General features: G+C 39.1%; 17 protein-coding genes. 8 read left to right on the top strand and 9 right to left on the bottom strand.

Going from position 1 to position 17,366, the window contains the following annotated elements; genetic code table 11:
• Positions 1–14: 14 nt before the first annotated feature.
• Both A7A69_RS05095 and A7A69_RS05090 read right to left on the bottom strand, forming a co-directional pair.
• Positions 15–1,031, bottom strand: coding sequence for a class I SAM-dependent methyltransferase (locus A7A69_RS05095; RefSeq protein ID WP_152876471.1), 1,017 nt, complete (start codon positions 1,029–1,031; stop codon positions 15–17).
• A 61-nt stretch (positions 1,032–1,092) separates the two neighbouring features.
• Positions 1,093–2,481: a uracil-xanthine permease family protein gene (locus tag A7A69_RS05090; RefSeq protein WP_151981156.1), complete on the bottom strand. Its 1,389-nt coding sequence runs from the start codon at positions 2,479–2,481 to the stop codon at positions 1,093–1,095.
• Between the two features lie 176 nt (positions 2,482–2,657).
• On the opposite strand from A7A69_RS05090, the gene typA reads away from it, so the two are divergent.
• The 3 genes from typA to A7A69_RS05075 all read left to right on the top strand — a co-directional run bounded on the left by typA (position 2,658) and on the right by A7A69_RS05075 (position 5,708).
• Positions 2,658–4,493, top strand: a complete 1,836-nt coding sequence (gene typA / locus A7A69_RS05085) for a translational GTPase TypA (RefSeq protein WP_004992487.1) — start codon at positions 2,658–2,660, stop codon at positions 4,491–4,493.
• Positions 4,494–4,754: 261 nt separating this feature from the next.
• Positions 4,755–5,186: a large conductance mechanosensitive channel protein MscL gene (gene mscL, locus A7A69_RS05080; protein WP_004994937.1), complete on the top strand. Its 432-nt coding sequence runs from the start codon at positions 4,755–4,757 to the stop codon at positions 5,184–5,186.
• A gap of 162 nt (positions 5,187–5,348) precedes the next feature.
• Positions 5,349–5,708, top strand: coding sequence for a gamma-glutamylcyclotransferase family protein (locus A7A69_RS05075; protein ID WP_152876470.1), 360 nt, complete (start codon positions 5,349–5,351; stop codon positions 5,706–5,708).
• Positions 5,709–5,733: 25 nt separating this feature from the next.
• Here A7A69_RS05075 and A7A69_RS05070 read toward each other — a convergent pair whose 3' ends face one another.
• On the bottom strand, positions 5,734–6,021 hold the full coding sequence (locus A7A69_RS05070; protein ID WP_120370896.1) for a peptidylprolyl isomerase: 288 nt from the start codon (positions 6,019–6,021) through the stop codon (positions 5,734–5,736).
• Positions 6,022–6,054: 33 nt separating this feature from the next.
• Positions 6,055–6,879 carry a bifunctional DNA-formamidopyrimidine glycosylase/DNA-(apurinic or apyrimidinic site) lyase gene (gene mutM / locus A7A69_RS05065; protein WP_152876469.1) on the bottom strand — a complete coding sequence of 275 codons (825 nt, stop codon included), beginning with the start codon at positions 6,877–6,879 and terminating at the stop codon, positions 6,055–6,057.
• Positions 6,880–7,004: 125 nt separating this feature from the next.
• On the opposite strand from mutM, the gene A7A69_RS05060 reads away from it, so the two are divergent.
• The 4 genes from A7A69_RS05060 to A7A69_RS05045 all read left to right on the top strand — a co-directional run bounded on the left by A7A69_RS05060 (position 7,005) and on the right by A7A69_RS05045 (position 11,998).
• Complete coding sequence (locus tag A7A69_RS05060; protein WP_152876468.1) at positions 7,005–7,571, top strand: DNA-3-methyladenine glycosylase; 567 nt, start codon at positions 7,005–7,007, stop codon at positions 7,569–7,571.
• Between the two features lie 151 nt (positions 7,572–7,722).
• Positions 7,723–9,870, top strand: a complete 2,148-nt coding sequence (locus A7A69_RS05055; protein ID WP_152876467.1) for a TonB-dependent receptor family protein — start codon at positions 7,723–7,725, stop codon at positions 9,868–9,870.
• Between the two features lie 28 nt (positions 9,871–9,898).
• Positions 9,899–11,014 (top strand): oxidoreductase, encoded by a 1,116-nt coding sequence (locus A7A69_RS05050; RefSeq protein WP_187349171.1) that lies wholly within the window; start codon positions 9,899–9,901, stop codon positions 11,012–11,014.
• A gap of 60 nt (positions 11,015–11,074) precedes the next feature.
• The gene (locus A7A69_RS05045; RefSeq protein ID WP_187349170.1) at positions 11,075–11,998 is read left to right on the top strand and encodes an AEC family transporter; all 924 of its coding nucleotides are present in this window, start codon (positions 11,075–11,077) and stop codon (positions 11,996–11,998) included.
• 45 nt (positions 11,999–12,043) lie between these two features.
• Here A7A69_RS05045 and A7A69_RS05040 read toward each other — a convergent pair whose 3' ends face one another.
• The 5 genes from A7A69_RS05040 to A7A69_RS05020 form a co-directional block, all read right to left on the bottom strand.
• Positions 12,044–12,853, bottom strand: a complete 810-nt coding sequence (locus A7A69_RS05040; RefSeq protein ID WP_151981149.1) for a tetratricopeptide repeat protein — start codon at positions 12,851–12,853, stop codon at positions 12,044–12,046.
• Between the two features lie 193 nt (positions 12,854–13,046).
• Positions 13,047–13,754, bottom strand: coding sequence for a DsbC family protein (locus A7A69_RS05035; RefSeq protein WP_152876465.1), 708 nt, complete (start codon positions 13,752–13,754; stop codon positions 13,047–13,049).
• 75 nt (positions 13,755–13,829) lie between these two features.
• On the bottom strand, positions 13,830–14,141 hold the full coding sequence (locus A7A69_RS05030) for a low molecular weight protein tyrosine phosphatase family protein (RefSeq protein WP_152876464.1): 312 nt from the start codon (positions 14,139–14,141) through the stop codon (positions 13,830–13,832).
• Positions 14,142–14,147: 6 nt separating this feature from the next.
• Positions 14,148–14,870, bottom strand: a complete 723-nt coding sequence (gene ygfZ / locus A7A69_RS05025) for a CAF17-like 4Fe-4S cluster assembly/insertion protein YgfZ (RefSeq protein ID WP_152876463.1) — start codon at positions 14,868–14,870, stop codon at positions 14,148–14,150.
• A gap of 628 nt (positions 14,871–15,498) precedes the next feature.
• Positions 15,499–15,693, bottom strand: coding sequence for a hypothetical protein (locus A7A69_RS05020; RefSeq protein ID WP_151981146.1), 195 nt, complete (start codon positions 15,691–15,693; stop codon positions 15,499–15,501).
• Positions 15,694–16,162: 469 nt separating this feature from the next.
• Here A7A69_RS05020 and sbmA point away from each other — a divergent pair, with 469 nt between their 5' ends.
• Positions 16,163–17,359 carry a peptide antibiotic transporter SbmA gene (sbmA, locus tag A7A69_RS05015; RefSeq protein ID WP_152876462.1) on the top strand — a complete coding sequence of 399 codons (1,197 nt, stop codon included), beginning with the start codon at positions 16,163–16,165 and terminating at the stop codon, positions 17,357–17,359.
• Positions 17,360–17,366: the final 7 nt, after the last annotated feature.

Here is a 17,366-nt window from a genome sequence, read left to right as displayed (position 1 = left end):
AAATTCCTTCGTCATTAAGACGCTTGGGCATAGAGCACTTTGAATCCTTGTTGATCCGCAAGGACGTTGCAGCAACCAAATTGTTGTTCGATCAAAAGAGCATAATTTAAGAAACGGTTTGCCACGATCCACAACTCCCCATTGAGGGTTAAGTGCTTTTTGGCTTGCTTACATAGCCCTTCACTGGCGGCATAGTCTGTATGAATCCCTTGATGAAAAGGAGGGTTACTGACAATCGCATCCAATTGTTGTGGCGCGTCATGAATCCCCGTGACTGCCTGAATATGAAGCTGTTCTAAATTAAGTCCATTTCGATGAAATGTCATTTCGGTAGAGCATAGGGCAAAGGCATCGACATCTAGCGCATAAATTTCATTTTTGCTATTTAATTTCGCCAGATATGCGCTTATTACGCCTGCACCGCAACCAAAGTCGGCAAGTTTACCTGATTTTATATTATTTAGATAAGGTAAAAGAATGGCTGTACCAACATCAAGATGATTTTGGCTAAATACACCCGGTAGGGCACAGATATGAAGTTCGGTTTGATTGATGTGTAAGGTATAGGTTTTTACCCAATTTTGTAGCGGCTTTAGTGTGTCTGTTTTTTCCAAAATACATTGCCAAAGTTGACAATGACGTGCGCTATCGAGTTTAAGATTTTTACCTAACGGTTGTAGTTGTTTGGCAGCACGTTCCACACCGCCTTTTTTCTCACCCACCAGAAAAATCGATTGACCTTGCTTAAGATGACTCGCAACAACATGCAAAATATAGCTGAGTAACTCTTTTGATTTTGGTACAAAGATGATGACTTGATCGATATCGGTCTTTGGAAATTCAACTGAAAAATGCGTATCAAACTGCTGCTGCTCGAAATATTGATGATCAGCAAAGTTCCATGTCCAGATCGAAACATCTAAATTTTTAGATAATTCATGACTCAAATGATCAGCAGGTGCATTGATCAGTAACAGCTTGCCTGATAGAAATTGTTGCTGACGAAGTACCACTTCACTACGTGGATCCATGTTCATCTCTCAAGAATAATAAAGCCCAGTTAAACTGGGCAAATGTATCAAATTGCCCAATCTATGGTTGTTGTTCAGATTGGTTATGCTCAGGTAATACAATATTTAAAATGAGTGCCGCAATACCACCTGTCGCTACACCTGAACTAAAAATATTTTTAAATAACTCTGGTAAGTGTTCAAGAATTTGCGGTACTTGTGCAACACCGAGTCCTAATGCCAATGAAATCGCAATAATCAGTAGCGCACGACGATCCAGATGAATACTAGACAAGATATTGATACCTGAAGCAGCAACAGCTCCAAACATGACCATGACAGCACCACCTAATACTGCTTGAGGTACGGCTTGAATTACACCAGAAACAATCGGAAATAAACCGAGTATGATCAATAAAATAGCAATCCAGATACCGACATAGCGACTGGCTACACCCGTGAGTTGGATAACACCATTATTCTGTGCAAAAACTGAACTTGGGAAAGTATTAAATAAACCTGCAAGCAGAGAATTTGCACCATTAACCAGTACGCCACCTTTAATACGCTCCATCCATTTTGGGCCATTTACAGGTTCATTGGAGAGTTTACTGGTTGCAGTAATATCACCAATTGCTTCCAAAGAAGTCACCAGATAAATAAAAGCCATGGGGATGAATAAGCTCCAAGAAAAGCTTAAACCAAAGTGCATTGGCGTTGGAATCTGTATGATGGGTGTTTCGTGTAAACCTGAAAAATCCAGATGTCCCATGAAACCTGCCAGAACATAACCTGCAATGAGTGCAATCAGAATTGCAGAACTTTTAATCCAGATAATCTGAATACGATTCAGCAGGATGATCAAGCCAAGTACTGTACAAGACATAATCAGGTTATCTGTACTCGCAAAGGTTTGGTTTTGCATCGCCTGATAACCACCGCCCATACTGATCAAGCCTTCCTTGATTAAGGTTAAGCCAATCAGAAGTACCACAATTCCTGTGACCAGTGGTGTGATCAGTCTCTTTACCCACGGTAGAATACGAGATACACCCATTTCAATGAATGATCCCGCAATGACCACCCCAAAAATTGCTGCCATAACTTGATTGACAGGCGTTCCTGCGGCCACCATCGCGCTACCAATTCCAATAATCGGGCCGATAAAGTTAAAACTGGTGCCTTGAACAATGAGTAAGCCTGCGCCAAAAGGTCCCACTTTCTTACATTGTAAAAAAGTCGCAATCCCCGAAATAACCAAAGACATGGATAAAATCATGTTGGTTTCTTCGCGAGAAACACCCAGTGCCAGACAAATCAGTAGCCCTGGTGTAACAATAGGGACAATAATTGCTAAAAGATGTTGCAGGGCTGCAAGAAAAGAGACAAATGGAGTAGGTCGGTCATTTAGTCCATAAATTAGGTCAAGTTTGTCACCTAATTTGGGCGTAGAGTCTTGTAAATCAGCCATGGGAAGAGAAATCTTAAACTTCAAATTGGCGCTATTCTAATCGAGATAATCTCTTTAACCCAAGAGAAAAAGACAAAGACATGAAAAAAACGAGCAGATGTCAATAAACTGTCACTACTTTTATGTAGGATTTTTCTGTATAATTTGCCCTCAAGTTTTAGGCTTATCGAATTTTCATGTCAGATATCAAAAATCTCCGCAATATTGCAATTATTGCACACGTCGACCATGGTAAAACCACGCTTGTCGATAAACTTCTACAACAATCAGGTGCTTTAGGTGATCGTGCAGGCGAGATTGAGCGTGTCATGGACTCGAACGCACTTGAAAGTGAACGTGGTATTACTATTCTTGCAAAGAATACTTCGATCACTTGGTTAGATAAACGTACTGATATTACTTACCGTATCAATATCGTGGATACCCCGGGACACGCCGACTTTGGTGGTGAAGTAGAACGTGTACTTTCAATGGTAGACTGCGTATTGCTTCTGGTAGATGCTCAGGAAGGCCCAATGCCACAAACACGTTTTGTGACACAAAAAGCCTTTGCACGTGGTCTTAAACCAATCGTGATTATCAATAAAGTAGATAAACCGAGCGCTCGTCCAGACTGGGTGATCGATCAAGTTTTTGATCTATTTGATAACTTGGGTGCGACTGACGAACAGTTAGATTTCCCAATTGTTTATGCTTCAGGCTTACGTGGTGTTGCAGGTCCAGCGCCAGAAGAATTGGCTGAAGACATGACTCCGTTGTTTGAAACGATTGTTGATATCGTTGAGCCGCCAGCAGTTGATGCTGATGGTCCTTTCCAGATGCAAATTTCATCGCTTGACTATAACAGCTTCGTTGGCGTGATCGGTGTTGGTCGTATTCAACGTGGTTCAGTTAAAACGAATACTCCTGTGACTGTGATTGATAAAGAAGGTAAGACACGTAATGGTCGTATCTTAAAAATCATGGGTTACCACGGTTTAGAGCGTATTGATGTTGAAGAAGCATCTGCGGGTGACATCGTATGTATTACAGGTATCGATGCATTAAACATTTCTGACACTATTTGTGATCCGAAAAATGTTGAAGCATTACCTCCATTATCTGTAGATGAACCAACGGTATCGATGACATTCCAAGTCAACAACTCACCGTTTGCGGGTAAAGAAGGTAAATTTGTCACTTCACGTAATATTCGTGAACGTCTTGATCGCGAATTGATTCATAACGTTGCGTTACGTGTAGAAGATACAGACAGTCCAGACCGTTTCAAAGTATCTGGTCGTGGTGAACTTCACCTTTCTGTTTTGATTGAAAACATGCGTCGTGAAGGCTTTGAGATGGGCGTTTCACGTCCACAAGTCATCATCAAAGAAGTTGATGGTGAAAAACAAGAGCCATACGAAAACGTGACTTTTGATGTTGAAGAACAACATCAAGGTGCAGTCATGGAGCAAATGGGTCATCGTAAAGGCGAAATGACCAATATGGAAGTGGACGGTAAAGGCCGTATCCGTATTGAAGCGACTGTTCCTTCACGTGGTTTGATTGGTTTCCGTTCAGAATTCTTAACCATGACTTCTGGTACAGGGATTATGACATCAAGCTTCTCGCATTATGGTCCTGTTAAACAAGGTACTGTTGCGAAACGTCAAAACGGTGTATTGATTTCAATGGTTCAAGGGACTTGCTTGGGCTATGCATTGTTCAGCTTGCAAGACCGTGGTCGTTTGTTCGCTAAACCACAGTTAGAAGTTTATGAAGGTATGATCGTCGGGATTAACTCTCGTTCAGATGATATGGTAGTAAACCCAACTAAAGCAAAACAACTGACTAACGTTCGTGCCTCTGGTACAGACGATGCGTTAACTTTAACACCTGCAATTGAATACACGCTTGAACAAGCACTTGAATTCATTGAAGATGATGAGTTAGTTGAAGTTACTCCTAAATCAATTCGTATCCGTAAGCGTTATTTGACTGAAAATGAACGTAAACGTAATCGCGATAAATAATTTGATTTTGATCTAAGATCAGTAAGTAAACCGCTAAATTCGTTTAGCGGTTTTTTATTTGCAATAAAATGTTTTGTTAAGCATGCTTAAGTTCATATTTTCATTCAAATAAAAAATGTTGTTAAAGTGTGAAATAACTTTCTTTTTTTTGGAAAAACATTAAATTAACATTCATTAGTACATCATTCATTAACAGCGTTAATCAGCCGTAATGAAAACAAAAATTAAGGGAATAGCGGTTCCCGTCTGGAGAAAATTGACATGAGTATTATTCAAGAATTCAAAGAATTTGCTGTCAAAGGCAATATGATTGATTTAGCTGTCGGTGTCATCATCGGTGGAGCATTTGGTAAAATTGTTGATTCATTAGTGAAAGACATCATTATGCCTTTGATTAGTGTGATTACAGGTGGTGGTGTAGATTTTACCCAGAAATATATTGTGCTTGGTGCAAATCCTAATAATTTACAATCATTGGATGCTTTGCAAAAAGCAGGTGTCAATGTGTTGACCTACGGTAATTTCCTGACCATTTTAATTAACTTCCTGATTTTGGCATGGGTCGTGTTTCTGATGGTGAAATTGATTAATCGTATGCGCCGCAAGGAAGAAGAAGCTCCTGCTGCTACACCTGAGGATATTCAATTGTTGCGTGAAATTCGTGATGAGTTAAAACAACGTCCACAATCTTAATTTGGATCAGTTTTTAAAACGGCATAATTTTATGCCGTTTTTTTATGCTTTATAGATGAGCATGTCAATTAACATTCTAGTTATGTCAGTGACTTGAGCTTTCTATCAGAATCCTTAAAATAAAGCGACTGAAACATGCGCTAACAATAGGATTACTCCGACATGAACCGACTTTTTGCCTATGGAACCTTATGTCCAGATCGTGAAAATGCACATATTCTGAGAGATATTGGAGGAGAATGGCGTAAGGCTTCGGTCTCAGGTGTTGTTCATACACTGGATTGGGGACCAGATCAGGGCTTGCCAGCACTTGTTCTGGATGAAAATTCACCTAAAGTATCGGGATTAGTTTTTAGTACCGATAAACTGGCCGATCATTGGGCAATGCTAGATGAGTTTGAAGGTTTTCAATATCAGCGAGTCAAGGTAATGGTTGAGCTAGAGACAGGTGAAATGATTGAAAGCTGGACATACCAAATGAATCCGCATGCAAAAAAAGAGCAAACACAGGGCAGGACTTAAGTTTTAAGCCCTGCTAAAACACAGACTAAGCAAATTCAGTTCTAAATTTAACTTCGACCAGATGAAAGCCAAACTGACTTTTGATTGGGCCATGCAAGATTCGTTCGGCAGCAGTAAACACAAGTTTGTCAATCACAGGGACCAATTGACCCTTTTTAACTTCGCCAAGTTCTCCGCCACGTTTGGCAGAGTTACAGGTTGAATACTGTTTTGCGATTTTTGAAAAATCAGCACCAGATAAAATTTTCTTTTTTAGCTGTTCCGCAAGATCTTTGTCTTTAACCAGAATATGTCGAACAATTGCAGTTTGCATGGGCAAGGCTCCCGAATCTGTTGAGGACAAATTTTAAACTTTGACACGTTTTAGAGGTTGGCATTGGGGGCAAAACACACTGGCGCGTTGCCCAAGTTTGAGATTTTCCAGTGCTGTTTCACAGTTTACGCACATTTCTCCTGCACGACCATACGCCAATAAAGTTTGCTGAAAATAGCCATTTTCACCGACTGCATTGGTAAAGTCACGCAAAGTTGAACCACCTAGCTGAATGGCTGAGGTTAAAATGCGCTTGATTTCAATGACCAATTGGCTCATCTGCTTTTTGCTTAAACTATGCGCGGGTTGAGCGGGATGAATGCCTAAGTTAAACAGACTTTCAGTCGCGTAAATATTACCTACACCCACCACTACGTGATTATCCATAATTGCAATTTTTATGCCGACTTGTTTGCTTTTAAGCTTTTGATAAAGATAATCAGCATTAAAATCATCACTTAACGGTTCTGGGCCAAGTGGATTCAGTAGTTTGGTTTGGGACTCATCATTGAGCCATAAAATACAGCCAAAACGACGTGGATCGTGATAACGTAATTGCGTACCATCCTCAAAACTTATCATCAAATGATCATGTTTGCGTAATTCATCCTGAGCTGTAGCCAGACGAAAACCGCCCGACATGCCCAGATGCCATAGCATCTGATCTTGCTCAAACTCAGCCAGAATATATTTGGAACGTCTTTTTAAACCCAATAAACGCTGTCCTTTCAGCCGAGAAATATCTTCTGGAATTGGCCAGCGTAATCGTGACTCTCTAACTTCAACGTTTAGTACACGTTGCTCTAATAAGGGCAATAAACTGGTTTTTGTCGTTTCAACTTCAGGTAATTCTGGCATTTACGGCTCGATAAAATCATTCGGTGTTAATATGGGGATGATTACATCAATGACAAACCTGAGCGGTTGTGTCATCTATAAATATTGTGTCATTTCCTTTCATTTAATTCACTTTTGGAACTGAGATGTCAGAAATTTTACCATTAACATGGTTTCAACGTGATACATCGATTGTGGCTGAACAATTAATTGGCTGTCAGCTTTGTGTACGTCAGGACAATGGTGAAATTCTACGTTGTATCATCAGTGAAACAGAAGCTTATTTAGGAATTCGCGATAAAGCCAGTCATAACTACGGTGGACGACATACTGCCCGAACCGAGGTGATGTATCGATCTGGCGGGCATATTTATGTCTATCTTATCTATGGTATTCATCATATGCTTAATTTAATTACGCAGACTGAACGTGAACCTGAGGGAGTGATGCTTAGAGCTGCTTTTTTCGAAGATGCCGTTTCTAAAACAGACTTCAAGCATTTATCTGGTCCTGGAAAATTGACTAAACGATTAGGTATTTCAGACAGATTTAAAGGCAAAACATTAGGTGTCGAAACAGGGTTATGGGTGGAAAATAAGACCCTTCAGCCAGAAGTCGTTCGAGAAAAACGGATTGGAATCGACTATGCCGAGGAAGCAAAAGACTGGTTGGAACGCTATTGCTGGAAAGATCATCCCAGTTTAAGCCGCTAAAATTTTGACCGATCAATCAAAATAACCAAATTGATATATTGAAAATGAGCGTGATTGATTAAAATCGCTTTTTGTCGATATGTTAAACTTTAGATACTAAATTATATAACAAATATTTTTTGGCTCATCATAGATATTAAAGGATAACTGAATGCGCTTTATGCAATTCAATACATTATATTCTTCCATGTTTTTACTTTCTGGTTTCAGTATTAGCGGTTCTGCGTGGGCACAAGTGCAAGAACCAGTTGCATTGCCGACCATTAAAGTAGAAGCAACTCGTACTGATACAACGTATTTGCAAACTCCTGCTTCGGTTTTTCGCATTGATGCGCCCAAGCAGGATGAAAGCTCACAGGTCAATTTGACAGAAGTTGTCAAAGGTATTCCAAGTTTGCAACTACATAATCGTGAGAATTATGCACAGGATTTACAACTTTCCATGCGTGGTTTTGGTGCGCGTTCAACTTTTGGTGTGCGTGGTATTCGTTTATATGTGGACGGTATTCCTGCTACGATGCCAGATGGTCAGGGGCAAACGTCCAATATCGATTTGAGCAGTTTGGATCATATTGAAGTTTTAACAGGGCCTTTTTCTTCAATATATGGTAATTCATCAGGTGGTACTTTGTTGACAACCACCAAAGAAGGTCAAGGCAAAGACTCTGTTGAACTGAGTTATTCGGGGGGAAGTCATGATAAAAATCGTGCAGGAATAGTGTTGCAGGGCGGTGAAAAACAAGCCAATCAACCGAGCTATGTGATTAGTTCATCATACTTCGATACCGATGGTTACCGAGATCATAGCGCTGCCAATAAGGTTTTGAATAATGCCAAACTCACGTGGAATCTTGAAGATGGTTCTAAAATTAACTGGATTACCAATTATTTAAAAATTAATGCTGATGATCCGCAAGGATTGACACGTGACCAATGGAAGGCCAATCCAAAACAAGTCAATGATGCCAATAATAGCTACGATGTGCGCAAAGAAATTGAACAGACACAAACAGGATTGACTTGGTTAAAGCCATTAAATGATAAAAATGAATTGTATGCGATGGCTTACTTTGGTCATCGTGAAGTGACACAGTATCAATCTATTCCTAGATCTGCACAAACCAATCCACGTCATGCAGGTGGTGTGATTGATTTTGAACGTAATTATTATGGCGCAGATCTACGCTGGACTGGCAAAGAACTTCTTCCAAATATCACCGTGAGTGCAGGCGTGGCCTTAGATGCGATGGATGAGGATCGTCAAGGTTATGAAAATTTTACCTTAATAAACAATCAGCCGAGTTATGGGGTTAAAGGTACTTTACGCCGTGATGAAGACAATACATTATGGAATATTGATCCTTATTTACAGGCGTCATGGCAGTTTTTACCTACATGGCGTTTAGATACAGGCGTGCGTTATAGTAATGTCCATTATAAATCGGATGATAATTACATCACTGTAAGCAATCCAGATGACAGTGGTAAGACAGATTATTCTAAGGTTTTACCTTCGGCGGCTTTAAGTTGGCAAATCATTCCTGAACTTTTGGCTTATGTCAGTTACGCCAAAGGGTTTGAAACACCAACCTTTACCGAAATGGCCTATAACACGGATGTAAGCATTTCAGGTTTTAACTTTGATCTAAAACCATCCAATAGTGATACCTACGAGGCAGGCTTAAAGTCACAAAATCTGCTCGGTGATTTTACTTTGGCTGTTTTTCAGACCAAAACCAAAGATGACATTGTTTCAGCGGGTAGTGTTGATGGACGTTCTACTTTTCGTAATGCAGATCAGACCCTACGTGAAGGTATCGAATTTTCTTGGAATAAACAGCTCTGGCGTGATCTGATTGCGACTGCAAGTTATGCTTATCTGGATGCAAAATTTGATAGCAACACTGCAGCAATCTATGACAAAAATGGCAAAGTTGTAGCAAAAGCGATTGATAAAGATGCTTACATTCCAGGTATTGCCAAAAATCAGGCCTATCTCGCATTGTCATGGAAGCCGCAAACTGGTTTTTATGGCGGGGTCGATGCCCAATACAACGATAAAATCTATGTCGATGACCAAAATACAGATACAGCACCAAGCTATACAGTGTTAGCAGCGTATGCGGGTTATGCATGGCAGTTACAGGACTGGAAAGTCAATATTTTCAGCCGTGTCGATAATTTATTGGACAAAGACTATGTCGGATCTGTCATTGTGAATGACGGTAACTCACGCTTTTTTGAACCTGCGGATGGACGTAACTGGAGTGCAGGATTACGAGTAAGTAAACAATTTTGATCAAAATCAATATGCATAGAGGTGACAAGTGGCAAAATTATTTGAAAGTATCGCGTTTGGTTCATTGCAACTTAGCAATAAAATTGTGATTGCACCGATGTGCCAATATTCTGCAACTGATCATGGTGAAATTACCTATTGGCATGAGCAGCAATGGGCGAGTTATGCATTGTCAGGAGCAGGCCTTTGTATTATTGAAGCCTCTGCCGTTCAATCTCAAGGGCGAATCAGTTATGCCGATGTCGGACTTTGGAATGATAATCAACGAGACAAAATCAAGGCGTTACTGGAGAAAATCCAGCAACTGTCCCCAGTTCCATTTGGTATACAACTGGCTCATGCAGGGCGTAAGGCGTCTACCGATAAACCGTGGTTAGGTAAAGGACAAATTGCTCCAGATCATGTACATGGTTGGCAAACGGTTGCACCGAGTGAAATTGCATTTGGTGCTCATGACTTGCTCCCGCATTCATTAAGTATTGATGAGATCAAACAGATTCAGGCAGACTTTGCTGCTGCGGCAGTTCGTGCTGTGGAAGCAGGTTTTCAACTCATCGAAGTTCATGCGGCACATGGTTATTTGTTACATCAGTTTTTATCGCCGTTGTCGAATCAGCGTACGGATGAATATGGGGGGGCATTTGAAAATCGGATTCGGATGACACTAGAAGTTCTGCAAGCGATTAAAACCGCAGTTCCTCAGGATTTTCCCGTGGGTATCCGTATTTCTGCGACAGACTGGATGCAGCCTGCGCATGGTTGGGATGTAGAGTCCAGCATTGGTTTATCTTTGGCTTTGCAGCAATTAGGTGCTGTATATATTCATGTTTCCAGTGGCGGTTTACATGAGCTTCAGGACATTAAAATTGGTGCCAACTATCAGGTGCCTTTTGCCCAGCAGATTAAATCTAAAGTTTCAATTCCTGTGATTGCAGTGGGTTTGATCACAGAGCCAGAACAAGCTGAAGCTATTTTGCAAAACGATCAGGCTGACGCGATTGCACTGGCAAGAGCTATTCAATACGATCCACGCTGGCCTTGGCATGCAGCTGCTGCATTAGGTGCTGAAATTGAGATTTCACCACAATATTTGCGTTGCCAACCGCATGGCTTAAAAGAATTATTCAAACCATTTAACCACTAATTTTTTTAGCAAAAGGCGCACTTGGTTGCGTCTTTTTGTTTTGATAAAAAGGATGCCAATGTGGTTGTACAGGTCATCGTACCAATTTTTCTATTATTGTTGGCAGGTTACTTGAGTGTTTCAATTCGGCTGATTACACCTGATCAGATCAAAGCATTGAGTGCATTTATTATCAAAATTGCCTTACCTGCTTTTCTATTGTATGCATTGTCCAATAAAAGCCTAAATGATATTTGGCATCCTTCTTATTTTATCGCCTATGGTGGCGGTTCTTTAATTATCTTTGGATTGGCATTTTATTGTTATCGTTATTGCTTTTCATATGACCTGACACCAACTGCTGTTTTGGCAATGGGTGCATCAATGTCAAACACAGGTTTTATTGGAACGGCTGTATTGAGTTTGTTGATGGGGTCACATGCTGCGATTTATATTTCATTGACACTTATTCTGGAAAATTTATTGATATTGACTTTGGTTCTGGCATTAGCAGAAGCAGGGCAACAAGAACAACAAAAAGTATGGGCGCTGATGCAGAAAACAGTGAAAAGCCTGCTTAAAAATCCTGTGATTATTGCCATTATTTTGGGGATGAGTTGTATCTTGTTAGATATCCGCTTGCCTACTTTAGTTGATCAATCTTTAGCCTTATTAGGGAAAACAGCATCGCCTTTAGCATTATTTGTGATTGGTGGAAGTTTGGTTGGAATGGGTATGAGTGCTTTGAATCTGCAAAGTGGTTTGTTAGTGGCTTTTAAAGTTATCCTGATGCCTTTAATGATCTATTGCTTACTGCGGATTTTGCCAGATGTGAGCCAAGAAATGTTATATGCGGGAACCATTCTAGCTGCATTACCGATGCCGATTGCCTTTGGAATTTTTGGACAGGCTTATGGTCTAAATGAACGTGCTTTAACTCCCTTAATGCTAAGTACGATTTTGGGTTTTGCTGGCATTAGTGGTTTAATCATGCTTTGGTGGTAAATAATTTTGCCTCAGGGAGTGAGGCAAAATCATATGTTGATTGATCTAGCTTTTTGCTTTGGTGGTCGGTGCTTTCGCTTTTTCCGCGATCAGTTTATCTACCGCAGCCAGTGACTCTTTGGCCTGAGGAACATTATCCTGTGCTAAAGCAGCAAAGATTTTTCGTGCTTCAGGCAGATTTTGCGGCACAATATTGCCATTGGTCATCATATTTCCAACTGCCATTAGCGCAGGGATATAACCTTTTTTAGCCAAACTCTCGATACTGGCTAAACCGACTTTAACTGCGGCTTCATTCTTGGTTTTAAAACCATTACTAATGTCATAAATTGCTTTTAGGTGTATGGCACGATAATTATTTTTGTTAATTAAGGGCTGAAGTTTTTGTAAGGCAAGTTTATTTGATGCATCTTTGTTTTCGGCAAACAACAAGACTGCAAGTTCTACAGTTGCTTCATCCAAACCTGCATTTGATGCTTTTTCCAGATATTCGCGTCCTTTTTTCTCATCTTTAGTGACGCCTAGCTCACCTGCCATATAAATTTGAGCAAGACGATAAGTGGCGACTGGATAACCTTTATTGGAGGCTTCTTCATAAGCGGATAATGCTTTTTTGGAATCCTGAGCAGTACCTTGACCCAATTCACTCATAAATCCCTGATTGTAAATCGCCTGAGCATTGCCTGTTTTTGCTAAACGATCCATTTCTTGATAAGCCGCATTATAATTTTTATCTTTATAAAGCTGCTCCGCTTTGGCAAAAGGGTTATTTGCTGAATTGGCTTGCGGTGCAGTTTCCGCAGCAAAAACAGTTGAAGATAAAACAATTAGGCTAGTAAGAAGAAGTTTTTTCATTTTAAATCCTGTTGTCATACTCACATCATTCCATTGATGCGCAATATGGTATTACGCGGTGAATAATTATCATAAAAGCTTTATGAGGAATGTAAATATAAAAATTGCGATTGAGTGTTTAAATTTTTACCGAAATTTTCTTAATAGTTTATTAAAAGAGGGCGGCTTAAATATTTTAAACCGCCCTAAAAATTTATTTGGTTTTATCTAAAAGCTGATTTAATTCATCGGCATCCATCGCACCTGTGATTCTGTTGCCGTTTTTGAGGAACATAGTGGGCGTGCCACTGATTTTTAAGCGTTTGCCTAATTCCAGATTCTTCTGAATAGGTGTTTGGCAGCTCGCAGCACTTACGGGTGCTTTTTTGTTTAGCAGATAATTTTCCCAAGCAGCATATTGGTCTTTGGCACACCAGATTTGGGTGGCAATATTTTCTGCATTAGGATGCAAGCTTTTAAGAGGATATAAAAATAAATAAATCGTGACATTATCGACCGATGTCATTTGCTTTTCTAAGCGTTGGCAATAAGGACAATCTGGATCACTAAATAAGTAAAGTGTACGCTGTCCATTGCCTTTAACATGTTTAATGGCTTGATCAAGTGGTAGCGTAGAAACATCAATTTTTTCAAGTTTTTGCAAACTATCTTCGGTTAAGTTCTTTTGGTTTTTATTGTCAATTAGATTGCCGATGAAAAAGTAAGTTGCATCATCATTGGTATAGACAATTTGTCCCCCCATATAGACTTCATAAATATCTTTTAGCGGTGTAGTTTGTACGGATTGCACAGCGATATCTGGGAAATTCTTTTTTAGGTTCTGCTGAACAGTTGCAATATTGGCATGAGTCAGGGAGATACTAAATAAACTTAGCGTAAGTGCGCTCAATAAAAACTTCATGATCTATTCCACGATAAAAAGCCGTTTGATCATGCCAAAAAATGATGAAAAACAATAGTGAAGAAATGTGTTTAGTTATAAATAAGGCTGCATGGCTTGGCTTAACAATTCAACCAAGTTTGGATGCATAAAATGATATTCATCTGGGATTTCTAAGACGGTAATTTTTTTATTTCGCAGATTCTTATTGAATTGTTCAACCAATCTTTGTTTATGGTGATATTCCATCACAAAAATATGATCTGCCCATACGATATCTCGTGCTGAAACCACCCGTTTGGCTTGCTTACTCGTTCCCGCAGAACGCGTATTCATGTGTTTTGAAAATACACGTTCTGCTGTTGGGCTACGCCATTGATTTCTACTACAAATAAATAGGGCATTCATAGCTAGTTATTGTGGTCTTGCAACATCGCCGCTTAAATATTCAGGTAAATCCAGTACGGTTAAGTTTAATTCTTCGATTGCTACGGGTTTGCCGACAACCAATGCTTTATAGCCACCATCAACCGCAATACTATTGACCACTTCAACATCATGACTTAATTTTGTTGCAGGTGCAGGAACTTCGCCTTGACCCAGTACCAAATGTAGCCAATGTTTAGGTTTTGCTTTAAACCACAGACGAGCAATGATTTCCTGACCTAAATAACAGCCTTTGTCGTAGTGAACACCTTCACGTTGATGTAAACGGAGTTCTTGGGGTTGAAACTCATGTTCAGTGCTTTGAGCAATCCATGCCTGACCTGTTTCGATGGCTTGTAACTGCCAAGCATTAATATCTGTTTCAGTCGTTGAAAATTCGCTGCTTTTCTCTACTAGAGTTGGAAATACAATTCCTGCATCCTCTAGCTTCATTTTAGAAAAAGCGCCGTATTTACGAATATGTTTAGCAAACTCCTCGCTTTGATCTTGCGTCGTTACAATTTGAAAGCTTTCGGTAGATTGTTTTTTTAACCATAATCCAAAATGTATGCGACCTTTCAAATCACAAATAGCAGTATAACGGGTGCTATTTTCTGGTAAAGCTTCTACATTGACCGTGACTTGACCTTGTAAAAATTTTTGTGCATCAATACCATTTAACGAAAATGAGAAGAAAGCTAAATTGCTCATAAGATGATTTACAGCCCATAATCTAATACCAAGAATGCCTTATATTCTGCGCCATTTCAGAAAAAAAATCAGCTTTATTGACTCAGGATTTGGTGACTAAATGAAAATGAATCTCAGCTAAAAATTTGATTCAACCAGAACAGGTGAGAGCATTGGTGTGGTTACTTTAAACTAAAAAATTACATTTTAAATATTTGAATAATTTTCGATATTGCGCAGAATTTAGATTAAAAAAATGATAAACATAAATAAATAAGAAAATTTTTCTCTGAAATTTGTCATATTTCGATATATATTTCCAATTACAATGAAGAAAAATGAAAATTCGGGAAACAATCTCTCTCTATGTTATCTAAACTGTTTTACAAGGTTAGGAACAAAAGTTCCACAGGGGATCGAAAAGAGTAGCATGCACCAAAGCGTACAACGCGAGTGTGTACCCACCCAAAAGGTCTCGATTCGGCTTAGGACGCTATAGATCAAAAGTTTATAGGCAAAGGTTGTGGCTTACAAAGTCATGAGTGTTGAAGTAAACCCCTTAACCTAAAAAATTAAATTTCTGAATAATACAAATTACGCAGCAACAGATAAAAATTTAAAAAACTTCAAGTTAAGATCAATCACACATTTAGAGTTTATGCCATGTCTTATCTTCCTGATCTAAAGCCACTGTGAACGAAAAACCATCATCATCAGATACAAGTAAAGAAGTCGGCGTTGGCATAATGACTTTGAGTACAGTCCCTTTTTCAAAAATCTTAGGTTCAAAATTATCTTTATGTAAAGTAATGGTTTCGATCAGTTCAATTGCTTTTAAATCCATAAGGATATGTCCCAATTTTTATGCATTTATACTGTAATTATTGTATAGCAAAATATAATGATTAATGCGTTAAGTTCGACGAAAAAATTAATTTTTTTGTACTCAGTCAGCAAATTTAATACCATAATTTTTAAAGAGATATAGGGAACATTATTAAAACCAACAAATCATTCATATATTATCCTTAATCTTGTATTTTTATTTTATTTGAGAAATTTTTTAAGATAGAAAGATCGCTTGGCTTTTAACAACAGAACGCTTAGTTAAACACAAACTGACCAAATCCTATCCTTGAAAACTCAAATTCATTTTTATGAATGTCTGAGGTGACTTGTATCATCGCAATAAAAAGCGCTATATAGAGCTATATAAATAACAAAGAACAAACAGTTATTTAGGCTGAAGTTAAGATTTCTATCTTAATTTCTATCCCAACGATAGTGCGTAGAAAAAGGAATATCGCAACTTCATGTTCAAGTCATTTTTTCCAAAACCAAAATGGTTTTTTTGGTCACTGATATTTTGGTTTATTGTCAATATCGCGCTTTGGTATTCAGGCGGCAAAGAGTGGGGCGAATTTTTGGGTTTTCCAAAAGGATATGCCGATGCTGAACTTCCTGTAGGCGTGAGTCGCTTTTGGTCACCTGCATTTTTATGGTTTTATTTATGGTTTTTTGTGGCAACTGCTTTATTTGCAGGGTTCTGGCGAGTATTTTCAGATAATCGCTGGCAGCGGTGGTCAGTCTGGGGATCTGCCTTTATTTTATTTAATATCTGGTTTGGGGTGCAGGTGAGTGTTGCGGTAAATGCTTGGTATGTGCCTTTTTGGGATTTAATTCAAAATATGTTGACTAATGGTGGCGGAAACATAATGGATTTATATAAAGAAACGATGGTTTTTCTTTATATTGCTATGGTTGGAGTAACGCTTGCGGTGATCAATGCCTTTTTTACCAGTCATTATGTATTCCGCTGGCGTACCGCAATGAACGAATATTATACGGCCAATTGGGATCAACTCAGACATATCGAGGGTGCTTCGCAACGTGTACAGGAAGATACCATGCGTTTTGCCACGATTATGGAAGATTTGGGTGTCGAACTGGTGAAGGCCATGATGACCTTGATTGCATTTCTACCTCTCTTATTTCAACTTTCAAAATATGTTCCTGTTATTCCTATTGTTGGAGAGTTGAATCACTCATTGGTTTGGGCAGCGATTGTCTGGGCAGTATTTGGTACAATATTATTAATGGTCGTTGGGATTAAATTACCTGGTCTACAATTTAATAATCAAAAAGTTGAAGCGGCGTATCGGAAAGAATTGGTCTATGGAGAAGATCATGCAGATCGTGCGCAACCAGCAACCTTAAAAGAATTATTTAGCCGAGTACGCAAAAACTATTTTCGACTTTATTTTCATTATGCTTATTTTAATTTAACGGCAACATGGTATGGGCAACTGGATGTTCTCTACAATTTGGTGGTCTTATTTCCATCGATTGCCGCAGGAAAGTTAACTCTAGGTCTGATTAATCAAATAGGCGGAGTATTTGGTAAAGTCCGTGATTCTTTTCAATATTTGATTAATTCTTGGAAAACGATTATTGAATTACTCTCCATTCATAAGCGTTTAAAAGCCTTTGAGTCAATTTTGGATAAATAAAAACTTA

The organism is Acinetobacter guerrae (assembly GCF_009372255.1).
GTDB lineage: Bacteria > Pseudomonadota > Gammaproteobacteria > Pseudomonadales > Moraxellaceae > Acinetobacter > Acinetobacter guerrae.
The sequence above is the reverse complement of the archived record's forward strand: the minus strand, read 5'-3'. Positions and strand labels throughout refer to the sequence as shown.